Annotated in this window: 12 protein-coding genes and 2 tRNA genes; 7 read left to right on the top strand and 7 right to left on the bottom strand. The window is 60.1% G+C overall.

Annotated elements, in window-relative coordinates; all coding sequences use genetic code 11:
* Window positions 1-70: 70 nt before the first annotated feature.
* Window positions 71-1,006, bottom strand: coding sequence for a GTP-binding protein (locus OGM67_05635; protein UYJ35794.1), 936 nt, complete (start codon window positions 1,004-1,006; stop codon window positions 71-73).
* Window positions 1,007-1,202: 196 nt separating this feature from the next.
* On the opposite strand from OGM67_05635, the gene OGM67_05630 reads away from it, so the two are divergent.
* Both OGM67_05630 and OGM67_05625 read left to right on the top strand, forming a co-directional pair.
* Window positions 1,203-1,276: transfer RNA gene (locus OGM67_05630), tRNA-Gln, on the top strand.
* A gap of 35 nt (window positions 1,277-1,311) precedes the next feature.
* Window positions 1,312-1,387: transfer RNA gene (locus tag OGM67_05625), tRNA-Pro, on the top strand.
* A gap of 288 nt (window positions 1,388-1,675) precedes the next feature.
* Here the strand turns inward: OGM67_05625 and OGM67_05620 are convergent.
* The 5 genes from OGM67_05620 to OGM67_05600 form a co-directional block, all read right to left on the bottom strand.
* The gene (locus tag OGM67_05620; GenBank protein UYJ35793.1) at window positions 1,676-2,671 is read right to left on the bottom strand and encodes a hypothetical protein; all 996 of its coding nucleotides are present in this window, start codon (window positions 2,669-2,671) and stop codon (window positions 1,676-1,678) included.
* The gene (locus tag OGM67_05615; protein ID UYJ35792.1) at window positions 2,664-3,407 is read right to left on the bottom strand and encodes an SDR family oxidoreductase; all 744 of its coding nucleotides are present in this window, start codon (window positions 3,405-3,407) and stop codon (window positions 2,664-2,666) included. Before OGM67_05615 ends, OGM67_05620 begins: the two co-directional genes overlap by 8 nt.
* Window positions 3,408-3,443: 36 nt before the next feature.
* Window positions 3,444-3,860 (bottom strand): MaoC family dehydratase, encoded by a 417-nt coding sequence (locus OGM67_05610; GenBank protein UYJ35791.1) that lies wholly within the window; start codon window positions 3,858-3,860, stop codon window positions 3,444-3,446.
* A 99-nt stretch (window positions 3,861-3,959) separates the two neighbouring features.
* On the bottom strand, window positions 3,960-4,199 hold the full coding sequence (locus OGM67_05605) for an acyl carrier protein (GenBank protein ID UYJ35790.1): 240 nt from the start codon (window positions 4,197-4,199) through the stop codon (window positions 3,960-3,962).
* 68 nt (window positions 4,200-4,267) lie between these two features.
* Window positions 4,268-4,579 carry a hypothetical protein gene (locus OGM67_05600; GenBank protein ID UYJ35789.1) on the bottom strand — a complete coding sequence of 104 codons (312 nt, stop codon included), beginning with the start codon at window positions 4,577-4,579 and terminating at the stop codon, window positions 4,268-4,270.
* 321 nt (window positions 4,580-4,900) lie between these two features.
* Between OGM67_05600 and OGM67_05595 the strand changes: the two genes are divergently transcribed.
* The 5 genes from OGM67_05595 (at window position 4,901) to OGM67_05575 (ending at window position 11,592) form a co-directional block, all read left to right on the top strand.
* Complete coding sequence (locus OGM67_05595; protein ID UYJ35788.1) at window positions 4,901-7,312, top strand: transglycosylase domain-containing protein; 2,412 nt, start codon at window positions 4,901-4,903, stop codon at window positions 7,310-7,312.
* A 355-nt stretch (window positions 7,313-7,667) separates the two neighbouring features.
* Window positions 7,668-8,096, top strand: coding sequence for an ACT domain-containing protein (locus tag OGM67_05590; GenBank protein UYJ35787.1), 429 nt, complete (start codon window positions 7,668-7,670; stop codon window positions 8,094-8,096).
* Between the two features lie 120 nt (window positions 8,097-8,216).
* Complete coding sequence (locus OGM67_05585) at window positions 8,217-9,446, top strand: homoserine dehydrogenase (GenBank protein UYJ35786.1); 1,230 nt, start codon at window positions 8,217-8,219, stop codon at window positions 9,444-9,446.
* A gap of 15 nt (window positions 9,447-9,461) precedes the next feature.
* Window positions 9,462-10,352 carry a homoserine kinase gene (thrB, locus tag OGM67_05580; GenBank protein UYJ35785.1) on the top strand — a complete coding sequence of 297 codons (891 nt, stop codon included), beginning with the start codon at window positions 9,462-9,464 and terminating at the stop codon, window positions 10,350-10,352.
* Between the two features lie 34 nt (window positions 10,353-10,386).
* On the top strand, window positions 10,387-11,592 hold the full coding sequence (locus OGM67_05575; protein UYJ35784.1) for an aspartate kinase: 1,206 nt from the start codon (window positions 10,387-10,389) through the stop codon (window positions 11,590-11,592).
* Between the two features lie 86 nt (window positions 11,593-11,678).
* Here OGM67_05575 and OGM67_05570 read toward each other — a convergent pair whose 3' ends face one another.
* The gene (locus OGM67_05570; protein ID UYJ35783.1) at window positions 11,679-12,959 is read right to left on the bottom strand and encodes an amidohydrolase family protein; all 1,281 of its coding nucleotides are present in this window, start codon (window positions 12,957-12,959) and stop codon (window positions 11,679-11,681) included.
* Between the last annotated feature and the right edge of the window lie 168 nt (window positions 12,960-13,127).

Here is a 13,127-nt window from a genome sequence, read left to right as displayed (position 1 = left end):
ACAACCAAAGCCCGTATCCCTCAACGCGAAGGATACGGGCTTTGCATATTTATTCAGATGCTATAAATATTCACAACCGCTTTACAACCGCCTCGATGGCAGCCTTATCCAGCCCCTCGCCGATGACGATCAGTACCTCCTGACCGTTTGGGATCGGCTGCAGGGTCATTGCATCCCGGGCGGCATTCAGCTCCAGCCAGCCGCCGTTTTCGGGAATGAAGCCCTTGATGCGCAGGATATGGCCGTACCCTGCGCCCTGCAGCAGCGTGCGTGCGGCCCGCTGCAGCTGCTCTGCCGTGCGGCCCAGCTCGAGAAAATACAGCGAGGTGAACGCCTCATGCTCGTCAAAGTGCAGCTTTACATAGCTTGTCTGCTGCCACCCGCAGCGGTCGATGCGTTCCCAGTCCGCATCGGTCAGCGCGGCCCAGTCTTTGCAGAGGACATCGTCACCGAAGCGGCGGGGGCAGCGGCAGGCTGCCAGCGCGCGATTCAGATGCGCAACCACCGCCTCGGCCTGCGCGCGGCTTGCCTGCTGGGCGCGGCTCATGACCACCAGCCCGGCGCTGGCAGCCTCCGAGGCCAGCAGATACTCCGCCTGCAGGGAGAGTGTGTCCTCAAGCCGGGCATCCACGATTGCAACGACATTGCCCAACGCGTACCAGCGGTCCAGCGGCTCGTCCCGCAGGATGTCGTAGAACTCGTCCACATCAAAGATGCCGCTTGGCTCAATGACCACCCGGTCAAAGCCGCGCATCGCCATCGAGATCAGCTTGGTCCGCATGCGGCGCTGATGGGTGTCGCAGTCGCAGCCGCCGCTGATCGTTTCGATGTCGCAGCGCTCCCCGATGAGGTCCTGCAGCAGCATGGCATCTACATTCACCGCACCGAAATCATTTTCCAGAATACAGACATTGTGTCCCTGTTGGATAAGATATTGTACATATTTGCGTAAAAATGTTGTCTTTCCGGAGCCTAAAAACCCGGTGATGAGATCGACCTGTACCATAAGCACCCCTCCCTATGGAAAACAGTATAGCCCATTTGCAGGCAAATGTCCATGAAAGCAGAGAAAAAGGCTGTGCAGGGCGGATAAAGATTTTTTAAAAATCTTGAAGTTTTTTTGAAAAAAGCGTTGACAAATCCTGCGAGGCACGCTATAATATATGAGCGTTGAGGGCAGACGCCCAAGACACAAAATGCGATGGGGATTCGCATAATGGTAGTGCAGCGGACTCTGACTCCGCCCGTGGGAGTTCGATCCTCTCATCCCCAACCACACCGCAGCAGCCTGGCTGCTGCGGTTTTTCTTTCCGGGGTGTAGCGCAGTTGGTAGCGCGCTTGGTTCGGGACCAAGAGGCCGTGGGTTCAAATCCCGTCACTCCGACCAAAAGGACCTCCAGCTTAGGCTGGGGGTCCTTTTTGTCGCCAGAGGGACGAGGGTTTGAACAGGACGGCGCGCCGCAGCGCGCAAAAAACAGTCCGGTGGACTGTTTTTTAGTCCGAGGGAAAATCCCGTCACTCCGACCATAAGCCTGTGACATCTTTTTTGTCACAGGCTTATTTCTTTTTGTGGTGCCTATATATTACATATAAAATAGGTAGGCGCAATCATCATAACCGATAAGAACACCCCGCGGCGAGAGGGTACGCGCCCTTCGCTGCGGGGTGTTCTGGTTTATTTCAGGTTCGGTCGGTCCTGATCGCCGTCGGCCTTGAACATGACGAAATTCTCCGGCTTGTTTGTAAAGTAGTAATATTCGGTGTTCTCATGCAGGGGCGGTGTCAGGTAGTTGGGGATGATGCAACCATCGCCCTCAACGCGCTCGGTAAAGCCGGCGGCCAGCCAGACATCGGCAGGGATACCGGCGTTGTAGCAGTCCATGTACTCGGCGCCCTCGCGGTTCAAGATCGCGTCCAGCGCCGCCCCCAGACGGGGCAGCACGCTGTCCTCACCGATGAAGTCCACCAGCCGCACCACGGCGGCGCAGCCGGTCTCCTTGGCGGAGACTGTGCGGGTCACGACATAGGCCAGCAGCTTGTTGTTCTCGCAGGCGGCCCAGACATCATATTTGAAGTGCGGGTAGTGGAAGTACCGCCGCCGCATGTACCACACATCCTTGCGCGGTGTGTGGGGCGTGGCGGGCATGCCCAGCGGGATCAGGTCGGCGGCATCTTCCACCTTGGCAAGGCCCAGATCGCGCTGGACCGGGGGCAGGGAATACCGCAGCGGCTTGGCAAGGTAGTAAGCGCGGCGGCGGCCAAGACGGTAGTAGTGGGGAAGCCGTTCGGCCCGCCAGCCGAGGAACTGGTAGAAGGTGCAGGTGTTGGGGCGGATGTTGTTGCAGGCAACCACATCGGCGTTCAAAAGCCCGGGCAGGGCGTTCATCAGCTCCAGCCCGACACCGTTGTGGCCCTTGGCGGCCACCCAGACGCTGACCCAGATGTCCGGCTTGCGCCGGGTGTTGGCCAATATGTACCCGGCGGCGCTGACATAGCGGCCGTCCTCCTCCGCCACGGCAAACTGGGGCACACCGCCGCGCCCTGCGTAGTAGTGGTGGTACAGCTCAGGCCGGTTCAGCAGCGGCAGGCGCATGTCAAAATTGTCGTTGATAAAATCAATGATGGCGGCGTCCTCGCCGAGGCGCGCCAGCCGGAAGGTTGTCTCAGACAATGGCCGACCCTCCCGTGACCGGCAGCGTTACGCCGGTGATGAACCGCGCCTCATCGGAGAGCAGGAACGCCATGGCCGGGACCACATCGGCGGGGGTCGCGTTGCGGCCCATCGGGTTTTCCTCGGCGGCGGCCTGCACGATCAGGTCGGGGGTGTCCTTCAAGAAATTCGTTTCCATCATACTGGGGGCCACGCAGTTGACCGTGATGCCGAAGCGGGCATACTCGACAGCCAGACTCTTGACAAGGCCGCCGATGGCACTCTTGGCCATGACATAGGCGGCGGTGTTCTTGGGCGGGCAGCCGATGGTGTAGCTGGTCTGGATGAACAGCACGCGGCCGAATTTTGCCTTGGCCATGGCAGGCAGCACGGCGCGGCACAGACGCACGGCGCTGTGGACCTGAATTTCCAGATCGCGGTCAAAGCGGGTCTGGTCAAACGCCTTGAACTTGGCATTGACTACGGGCAGGGCGGGCAGATGGATGAAATGGGTCGGCGCAGGGGCGGACGATGCCAGCACCTGCACAAAGGTGTCCACCTTGGCACGGTCGGACAGGTCCACATCAAAGGGGCGCACCTGTCCGGGGAAGCGGGCGCAGAGGTCGGCCAGCTTTTCCAGATCGCCGCAGCCCTGGGCCAGCACAGTCGTGTCGGCGGGGGCGTCGGCCAGCAGCCGCTCGATCAGTGCGCGGCCCACATCGCTGGTGGCACCGGTGATAAGATAGGTATAAGCCATGATTTTCTCCTTACAGTTGCAGGGGCGGCAGGGGGGCTATTTCGCCAGCCCGGCCTTGATGACGCCGCGTGTCACGCGCTTGCCGTCCTGATTGGTGATGACCGCCTTGATCTCGGCCTCGCTACCGATCTCACTGACCGAGACAACGGTCCCCTTGACGGTCAGCGTGTCCCCGATGAAGATGGGCTTGGCAAATTTACACTCAACGCCGTGGAGCAGACAATGCTCTCCGGGCAGGTAAACGCCTGCCAGTGTCGAAAAGAAGCTGGCACCCAGCATACCGTAGACGACCCGGCCGGGAAAGCCGCGGCCCTTGGCATAGTCGGCATCCATGTGAATGGGGGAGACATCCCCGGTGATGGTGCAGAATGCGTCCATCATCTCCGGCGTGACCGTGACGGTGAACTCCTCGCTCAGGCCGGGGGTCATTTCCGCCAGCGTGTAGTGGTTCATGGCAGACTCCTTTGTATCATTGGAAAAAGGCGGCAAAATTGCCGCCATGAAAGTATGCAAAAGTTATGTGGGGGCAGATGTCTGCATCCGCCTGCGGGATCACACCATCCGTGCGACGAGGTCCAGCAGATCGCCGACATCCTTCAGGCCGCGGACATCCGCCAGCTTGAACTTGATGTTGAACTTCTTCTCGATGGCGGTCAGCAGGTTGATCTGCTCCAGACTGTCCCAGTCCTCAATATCGTCCGCGCAGGTGCTGCGGTTGATCTCAAGGGAGTCATCGTCAAAATTATCGCGGAAAATATCCTGTACCGCGCTCAGAATTTCCTGTTCGCTCATAGTAATAGCTCCTTTATATATATGGTAGATGCCTATACTATACCATAAAAAGGGTGCGGACGCAAGAATCAAAGTCCGTAATCCTCCAGCCGCTGCTGCAGCTCGGCCTCGTTTGCAAGATAGACGCCCTGCTGCAGGGCCAGCACATCGCTTTCGGGCAGCAGGTGTGTGTAGATCTCCTCATAGGTGGCCAGCGGGCCGGTGCCCTCGGCTGTATACAGGGCCGGGTGGCCGGCGCAGTCCCGCAGCAGGTAGCGGGGCGGGGCAGCCTGCGGCTGCCCGCGCACAAGCCATGCCAGCCCCGCCGTCAGGCAGAGCACCGCAGCCGCCGCCAGCAGCGCGAGATATACCCCGCGCGGGCTGATTTGTCTGTTTTGCATAATAATTCCCCCTTGCACGGTTAGTATGGCCGCCATGACAGACAAAAACACCGAAAGTTGTGAATTTTGCGTCCGATACTGTACTTTTGCTGCCGTTTTGTGGTATAATCCATTCTATAGCATTGTGCATTTTCGTGTTACGGCGTAAGGCCGTATCTTTTATATGGACCAAAGGAGGCGGTTCCCATAGAACCCAAGCAGCAGCGCCATATCTCCACAGATGGCGTAAAAACGACCGCAGGTGCCACCGGTCAGCCCGGCGCACCCCAGAACAACCAGAACAAAAAGAAAAAGCCGAAAAAGCGCCGCAGCATCATTGGTATGATCCTAAGCTTTATCGGCTGTATGCTCTGCCTGTGTATCATGGCGGGCAGCGTAGGCGGCGTGCTGCTGTCCATGTATATCGTGCAGGTCACGGCAGATGATGCCGAGACGCTCGATCTGGACAACCAGAAAAACAAGCAGACCTCGATCATCTATGACCGTTATGTTGACGAGTATGACCAGCTGACCCGCGGCGAAAACCGCATCTGGCGCGAGCTTTCCGCCATGCCGGACAACCTGAAAAATGCCGTCGTCGCCATTGAGGACAAGAACTTCTGGACCGAGCCCGGCATCAACCTCAAGGGTACGATCGGCGCAGCGCTGAACGCCTTCACCGGCAACCGCATCTGGGGTACCAACCGCGGTGCCTCCACGCTGGAGCAGCAGCTGATCAAAAACCTGACCGGCGATAACGAGCAGGACAATATGCGTAAGGTGCGCGAGATCTTCCGCGCGCTGGGTCTGGACAACAAGTACAGCAAGGAGACCATCCTTGAGGCATACCTCAATACGATCCCGCTGACCGGCATCGTCCACGGCATGGAGGCCGGCTCGCTCGAGTATTTCGGCAAGCATGTCGAGGATCTGACCCTCTCCGAGTGTGCGGTGCTGGCGTCCATCACCAAGAACCCGACCAAATATAACCCGGCCACCAACCCTGAGGAGCTCATCAAGCGCCGCAACCATGTGCTGTATGAGATGTGTACGCAGGGATATATCACCGAGGCGGAGTTCGACGCCGCCAAGGCCGAGACCATCACCCTGACCGAAAGCTCGGCCATGGCTGAGAACGCGACCCGCTCCTCGAGCAACTCCTGGTTCACCGATGCCCTGTACAACGAGCTGCTGACCCAGCTGCAGGAGGATCTGAACTACACGAAGGATGAGGCCAAGGAGCTGATCTTCTCCGGCGGCCTGCGCATCTACTCCACCGTGGACCCCAAGGTTCAGGAGGGTGTAGAAAAGACGATGTACAACGAGGACGACCTGATCCCCGCCCTGTGGCATGAGGAGCCGGTCTGCCTGCGTGATTACCCCGCCGACAGCAGCAGCTGGGACGAGGTCCAGTACGATGAGGCCACCGGCCTGCCCATCACGAAGGACGGCTACGCGGTCTACGGGCAGGAGGCAATCCCCGTCTACGCTGACGAGGAAGGCACAACGCTGAAGACGGGCAAGTCCACCGACCCCGACTACCCCAACGACACGACCGTCTACCTCTGCGTCTATGAGAAGGTCCGCACCCAGGCTTCCATAGCCGTGCTGGACTATGACGGCAACATTCTGGGCATCGGCGGCGGCATCGGTGAGAAGAAGGTCGACCTCGGCTTCAACCGTGCGACCTCGCCCCACCAGACCGGTTCTACGATGAAGCCGATCGGCGCCTACGCGCTGGCGCTGGACTACAAGCTGATCAGCTATTCCTCCCAGATCCTCGATGCCCCGTACTACTCTGCGGAGGACAAGAAGGTCCTGAAGGATCAGTATATCGGCGTGATGAGCCCCTATTCCGAGGCAGCCCAGTCCCGCACCGATGTCTGGCGTGCATGGCCGACCAACTATAACGGTGTCGGCGGTCAGGGCAACCCGATGCTGATCTACGATGCCCTGCAGCAGTCCTACAACACGGTGGCTGTCTGGGTCGGCGATATGGTCGGCGTGGATTACCTGTACAACTTTGTGCATGATACGCTGGAATGCAGCTACATCAGCGCAGAGAACGATATGGACCTCGGCCCGCTGGTCCTTGGCTCGCAGAGCAATGGTCTGACCGTGGTTCAGCTGGCGGGTGCCTACACGATGTTCAACACCGGCAGCTACACCACGCCGCACTACTACACCGAGGTCACCGACTATCAGGGCAACATGATCCTCGACAACAACAAGTATATCAACACCACGCAGGCCATCAGCGCCGACACGGCCTATATCATGAACCGTATGCTGTGGAATGTTCTGCACAGCGCCAAGGGTACTGCCTACGGCAGAGCCCCCGATGGCGAGATGGATTCCGTGGCCAAGACCGGTACGACGAGCAACTACAAGGATTACACCTTTGCAGGCTTGACGCCGTACTATGTCACCGCCATCTGGTGGGGCTGTGACCGCCCGACCGAGATGGACAAGCTGGGCAAAGCGGGCGGCAGCGGCAAGCCCATCCAGCTGGCATGGAAATACCTGATGGAGGACCTGCAGGCAGACCTGCCGGTCAAGGAATTCGCCAAGGGTGAGAATGTCGTTGAAAAACGGTTTGACACCTCCACGGGTGCCATCGTCTCCGGCGGCGGCGCCGTGGGCTACTACACCGAGGATAACCTCCCCGACAGCAGCTATACCGTCACAAGTGAGGAAGACCCCTTTGCCGCACTGGCACAGGCCGCCGCAGAGGCAGCGGCAGGGGCTGAATAAAAGCCTTCCCCCAAGGGGGAAGGTGGCGCGAAGCGCCGGATGAGGGGCGCGTTTGCCGCAGCGACCCATTCCCGGGCAATAGAGGCAAAGCTGCCCCTCATCAGTCACCTTCGGTGACAGCTTCCCCCGCGGGGGAAGCCTTTATAAAAAACCACCCCAACCGCAAAACGGTTGGGGTGGTTTGTTTTTGTACGGGATACAGTTGTACTCGCACAAAAGATGTTGGCTTTTAACGGCTGTGCGCTGTGCAATCTGACAAAATGCACAAAAACCGCCCCAAAAGGCTTGCAACCTGCCCGTTGGCGTGGTATCATGGAACACATTGAGAAACACTTGTACACAAGGGGGAAACACAATGGCCGAGAGGCGTTTTCTGCTGGTAGATGCGGATGTTCTGCCGGAGGTTTTTGTCAAGGTGCTGCAGGCCAAGGAGCTGCTGGCCTCGGGTGCGGTGAGCAATATCTCCGCCGCCGCCAAGCAGGCGGGCATTTCGCGCAGCGCCTTCTACAAATATAAGGATACCGTCTTTGATGCCGAGACCGGGCGTGAGTCCATCACCGTTGTGGCTACGCTGCTCGACAAGACCGGCGCGCTGCAGAGCCTGCTCTCGGGCATTTCGGCGGCGGGTGCCTCGATCGTCACCATCACCCAGTCCCGCCCGGAGAATGGCGCGGCGCAGGTGGAGGTCACGGTCCGCACCGGCACGATGCAGATGCCGGTCGATGAGATGCTGACCCGCCTGTCCCACCAGCCCTGCGTGGTGGAGATCCACCGCGGGGCATGATGCAGGGGCGAGGCACGCCTCGCCCGCTGCCCTGCCAAAGCTGCGCTGCGGCGGGAAAGCTGGGGACCGGATATGCCCGGCATATACAGGATACCAAGTGTAAGAACAGGGGAAGATAGAATGGCTAAAATTGCAATTATGGGCTTTGGCACGGTCGGCTCCGGCGTGCTGGAGGTCTGCCGCCGCAATGCGGCATCCATCGCCCGCCGTGCCGGTGAGCCGGTAGAGGTCAAGTACATCCTCGATGTGCGGGATTTCTCCGATTCCCCCGACGCGGCGCTGTTTACAAAGTCAATCGACACCATCCTGAATGACCCGGAGGTCCGGGTCGTGGTCGAGACGATCGGCGGCACAAAATTTGCCTACCCGTATGTGCGGCAGTGTCTGGAAAGCGGCCGCAGCGTCTGCACCTCCAACAAGGAGATGGTCGCTACCTACGGCGCCGAGCTGCTTGCCCTTGCCAAGGCGCACAATGCGGCGTTCCTGTTTGAGGCCAGCGTCGGCGGCGGCACCCCGATCATCACCCCGATGCACCAGTGCCTGGCCGCCAACCATATCAGCCAGATCCGCGGCATCGTCAACGGCACCACAAACTTCATGCTCACCAAGATGAAGCGCGAGAACATGGGCTTTGACGAAGCGCTCAAGATCGCCCAGCAGCTCGGCTATGCCGAGACGAAGGACCCCGGCGATGATGTGGACGGCCGCGATGCCTGCCGCAAGATCGCCATTCTGGCCAGCCTTGCCTGCGGGCACCATGTCTACCCCGACAATATCCCGGCACGCGGCATCCGTGATATCACGGTGGCCGACATCAAGGCTGCCGAAAAGCTCGACAGCGCCATCAAGCTTATCGCCTGGTATGACGAGGGCGAGAACGGGAATATGGCCGCCGGCGTGGAGCCGATGCTCGTCTGCAACGCAAACCAGCTTGCAGGCGTGGATGATGTGTTCAATGCCGTGCTGATGAAGGGCGATATGCTCGGCGATGTGGTCTTTTACGGCAAGGGCGCGGGCAAGCTGCCCACCGCCAGCGCCGTGGTGGCCGATGTCATTGATGCACTGAAGGACGGTGCAAAGGTCCATGACAGCCTTTTCTGGAAGCCCGCCGAAAAGCCGGAGGGGCAGCTGGTGGACAAAAATACCTACCCGTGGTACATCCGGGTAACCGGTGTGGCGGGTGCGCTGCTGCCCAGCGTGGCCGGTGCGGGCCATCTGGTCTTTGAGGAAAACGGCGAGGCTGCCTACCTGATCGATGCCGCCACGGCTGCCGAGGTTGCCGCTGTCACCCGGAAGATCGAGGTGCTGGGCGGCAAGGTCGCACTGGCTATGAAAAAACTGGAAGAGTAAGAGGGAACAGGGAATATGGTAACAGTAACAGTCCCGGCAACCAGCGCCAATGTAGGGGCCGGGTTCGACTCTCTGGGCCTGGCCGTCTCAATGCACAATGTATTCACCTTTGAGGAATCCGACCGTATCCAGATCACCTCGGTGGACGGCACCCATGTCCCGGCGGGCAGCAACAATCTGGTCTACCGCTCAGCCCGGGTCGTGTATGATCAGCTCGGCATCCCGCTGAAAGGTCTGCGCATCACCCAGCGCAATGATATCCCGATGGCGCGCGGCCTCGGCTCCAGCTCGGCCTGCATCGTGGCGGGCATCATGGGGGCCAACGCCCTGCTGGGCGATAAGCTGACCGAGCGCCAGATGCTGACACTGGCAACCGCCATCGAGGGGCATCCCGACAATGTGGCCCCCGCCATGCTGGGCGGCTTTGTGACGAGCGTCATTGATGAGGGTCAGGTCTACAGCGTCAAAAAGGACATCGATCCGGAACTGGCCTTTGCGGCCTTTGTGCCGGATTTCCGCCTGCTGACCAGCAAAGCGCGTGCGGCGCTGCCTGCGATGGTCAGCCATAAGGATGCCGTTTACAATCTGTCCCGCGCGGCGCTGGCAACGGCCGCCTTCTGCGAGGGCAACTACGCGCTGCTGGGCGTGGCAACCAAGGATGTGCTGCACCAGAAATACCGTCTGCCGCTCATCGAGGGCGGCGATGAGGTGTTTGAGCTGGCACAGGATCTGGGTGCGCAGGCTGTGTACATCTCGGGCGCAGGGCCGACCATCATGGCCGTTGTGCATAAGGACGATACAGAGTTCTTTGCCCGTGCCGAGGCGGCGCTTGCGGCGGACGGCCCGCTGCATCATTTTACCGTGCATCGTCTGCTGGCCGACAATGTCGGCGCAGTGGTGAGCTGATATACGAAGGAACAGGGGAGAGGGGATACTACCAATGGGCTTGATCGTACAAAAATTCGGCGGCTCCTCGGTCAAAGACCGGAACCGCATCTTCAATGTGGCACGCATCGTCATGAATACCCGCAACGCCGGCAACGATGTCGTTGTTGTTGTTTCGGCGCAGGGCGATACCACCGATGACCTGATCGCCAAGGCGGCCGAGATCACCTCGGATCCGTCCCACCGCGAGATGGATATGCTGCTGGCGGCCGGTGAGGAGATCTCGATCTCGCTGCTGGCCATGGCGCTGCAGGAGCTGGGCGTTTCCGCCATCAGCCTGACCGGTTGGCAGGCCGGCTTCAACACCGACCGCGCCTACTCCAAGGCGCGCATCAAGCGTCTGGACACCGAGCGTGTCGAGAGTGAGCTGGCCCGCAACCGCGTTGTCGTTGTGGCAGGCTTTCAGGGGCTGAACCGTTCCGATGATATTACCACGCTGGGCCGCGGCGGCAGCGATACCTCCGCCGTTGCACTGGCGGCCGCGCTGCATGCGGACCGCTGCCAGATCTTTACCGATGTGGAGGGCGTCTACACCGCCGACCCGCGCAAGATCCCCAAGGCCACCAAGCTGAAGGAGATCACCTTTGATGAAATGCTGGAGCTGGCTTCTCTGGGTGCGCAGGTGCTGAACAACCGCAGTGTGGAGCTGGCCAAAAAGTACAATGTCGAGCTGGAGGTTATTTCCAGCATCAATCCGGTGCCCGGCACCGTTGTTAAGGAGGAATGCAAAGTGGAAGGTATGCTCATCAAGGGTGTTGCAAAGGACACCGATGTTGCCGTTCTGACTGTCAAGGATGTGCCCGATGTGCCGGGTATGTCGTTCAAGATCTTCAGCCTGCTGGCCCAGAAGAACATCAATGTGGATATTATTCTGCAGACCACCGGCCGTGACGGCAAGAAGGATATGAGCTTCACCGTGCCCCTTGGCGATGCTGAAAGTGCTGTGGCCGCCCTCAAGAACGCCACCAGCCGTATCGGCGGCGGCGATGTCAATGTTGACAAGGGCTGCGCCAAGGTCTCCATCGTGGGCGCCGGTATGCAGAGCCACTCCGGCGTTGCCTCCACCATGTTCGAGGCACTCTTCAACCAGAACATCAACATCAAGATGATCTCCACCAGTGAGATCAAAATCAGCGTCATCATCGACGAGGCCGACGCCGACAAGGCTGTTGCCGCCATCCATGACGCATTCATCAACTAAGCACTTTTGTAAAGCAATATAGAGGGATATGGGTAGGCCCCCGTACACAGTGTGGTGTACGGGGGCCGTTGGTGTTGTATAAAGGCTTACAGGAGCTTTTTGCCCTGCGCAAACTTTGCGGTCAGTGCGCCCTTGCCAAGGTAGGCGTACCGCTCCAGACGCTCGGCGGGGGTGAAGGTGCGCATGTTTTTCAGCGGATCATCGTCCAGCACAAGGGCGTCAAGGGCGTAGCCCTCCTCAAACAGGCCGACCTTCTCGCCGAAATTGGCCCAGAAATCACCGCCGCCGACCGTAGCCATGTACAGCGCCTCGGTCATCGTCAGCGGCTTTTCGCGCTGGTCAACATACCGCCAGCGCAGCTTGCTGACCTGCACGGCGGTGGCCATGACGGTGAACAGATCAAGCGTGTGGCCGCCCGCTACATCGCTGCCCAGCCCGATGCGCCAGCCGCCGCGCAGATACCGGGCGGCGGGGGCGATACCGGCAATGACATTCTCATTGCTGGTGGGGCAGTGGGCGATCATGACGCGGTTTTGCTTCATCAGTGCGTCCTCCGCATCGGGGCAGTAGATACAGTGGGCCATGACGGTCGGCACACTGCCGCCGAACAGTCCGCACCGGCTGTAGCTTTCGCCGTAGAAGCTTGTGTCAGGGCAAAGCTCGGCCACCCATGCGATCTCGCCGGGATTCTCCGACAGATGGCTCTGGGCGGGCACGCCGTATTCGGCTGCCAGTGCGCCCAGCCCGGCCATATAGGCATCGGAGGTGCTGGGGGTGAACCGCGGGGTGATCATCGGCCGCACGGCCCCCGCGTGCAGGGTGTTCTCGGCCCGGCAGGTATCCAGCCAGCGGCGGGTCTCAGCCAGACCGGCAGCCGCATCGGGCTCCCGGTAGCTGTCCGGGCTGTTGCGGTCCATGCCCAGCTTGCCGACAAAGGCGGATAGCCCGGCATCGCGCAGCTGGTGCATCAGCTCCAGCGTGGCATCGGTGTGCAGCGTTGCAAAGATGCAGGCGCGCGTGGTGGCGCTGTTTTTCAAATCGCGCACAAAGTAGGCGTAGCCAAGCTTTGCATACGCCGGGTCGGCGTAGTGCGCCTCCTCGGGGTAGGTGTACTGCTGCAGCCAGTCCAGCAGCTCCAGATCCATGGCGGTGCCGCAGTAGCTGTACTGCGGTGCGTGCAGGTGCAGATCGACCAGACCGGGGGTAATGATTTTACCCGTATAGTCGAGAATTTCGACCCCGGCAGGGGCGGCTGCGGAAAAACCGGCGCACAGGCCGTTTTCACACAGCAGGTATCCGTCCCGCACCCGCAGGGTATCGGGAGTGGGTGTGTCCAAAAAAGTGCCTTTCAGGGCGAAACGATCCATAGAAATGACCTCTCTGTATAAAATTGCTTTGCAGGGGCCGGGCATGCCCGGCCCGCAAGTGTACGGTGGATGCCCCTTTTCATGGGGGCGTAGGGCGGGGTGCCCTCACCCCGCGGCGGCCAGAGGGCTGGCCGCCCTGCAAATCGGGCTTTCATAATCTCTATTATA

The sequence above is a fragment of the Oscillospiraceae bacterium genome (assembly GCA_025757985.1).
Classification (GTDB): domain Bacteria; phylum Bacillota; class Clostridia; order Oscillospirales; family Ruminococcaceae; genus Gemmiger.
The sequence above is the reverse complement of the archived record's forward strand: the minus strand, read 5'-3'. Positions and strand labels throughout refer to the sequence as shown.

Bases quoted from the DNA above. Each gene is read 5' to 3' on its own strand.
- OGM67_05590 (UYJ35787.1), top strand. From the start codon at position 7,668: ATGGCCGAGAGGCGTTTTCTGCTGGTAGATGCGGATGTTCTGCCGGAG.
- thrB (UYJ35785.1), top strand. From the start codon at position 9,462: ATGGTAACAGTAACAGTCCCGGCAACCAGCGCCAATGTAGGGGCCGGG.
- OGM67_05585 (UYJ35786.1), top strand. From the start codon at position 8,217: ATGGCTAAAATTGCAATTATGGGCTTTGGCACGGTCGGCTCCGGCGTG.
- OGM67_05575 (UYJ35784.1), top strand. From the start codon at position 10,387: ATGGGCTTGATCGTACAAAAATTCGGCGGCTCCTCGGTCAAAGACCGG.
- OGM67_05615 (UYJ35792.1), bottom strand. From the start codon at position 3,407: ATGGCTTATACCTATCTTATCACCGGTGCCACCAGCGATGTGGGCCGC.
- OGM67_05570 (UYJ35783.1), bottom strand. From the start codon at position 12,959: ATGGATCGTTTCGCCCTGAAAGGCACTTTTTTGGACACACCCACTCCC.
- OGM67_05600 (UYJ35789.1), bottom strand. From the start codon at position 4,579: ATGCAAAACAGACAAATCAGCCCGCGCGGGGTATATCTCGCGCTGCTG.
- OGM67_05635 (UYJ35794.1), bottom strand. From the start codon at position 1,006: ATGGTACAGGTCGATCTCATCACCGGGTTTTTAGGCTCCGGAAAGACA.
- OGM67_05610 (UYJ35791.1), bottom strand. From the start codon at position 3,860: ATGAACCACTACACGCTGGCGGAAATGACCCCCGGCCTGAGCGAGGAG.
- OGM67_05605 (UYJ35790.1), bottom strand. From the start codon at position 4,199: ATGAGCGAACAGGAAATTCTGAGCGCGGTACAGGATATTTTCCGCGAT.
- OGM67_05595 (UYJ35788.1), top strand. From the start codon at position 4,901: ATGATCCTAAGCTTTATCGGCTGTATGCTCTGCCTGTGTATCATGGCG.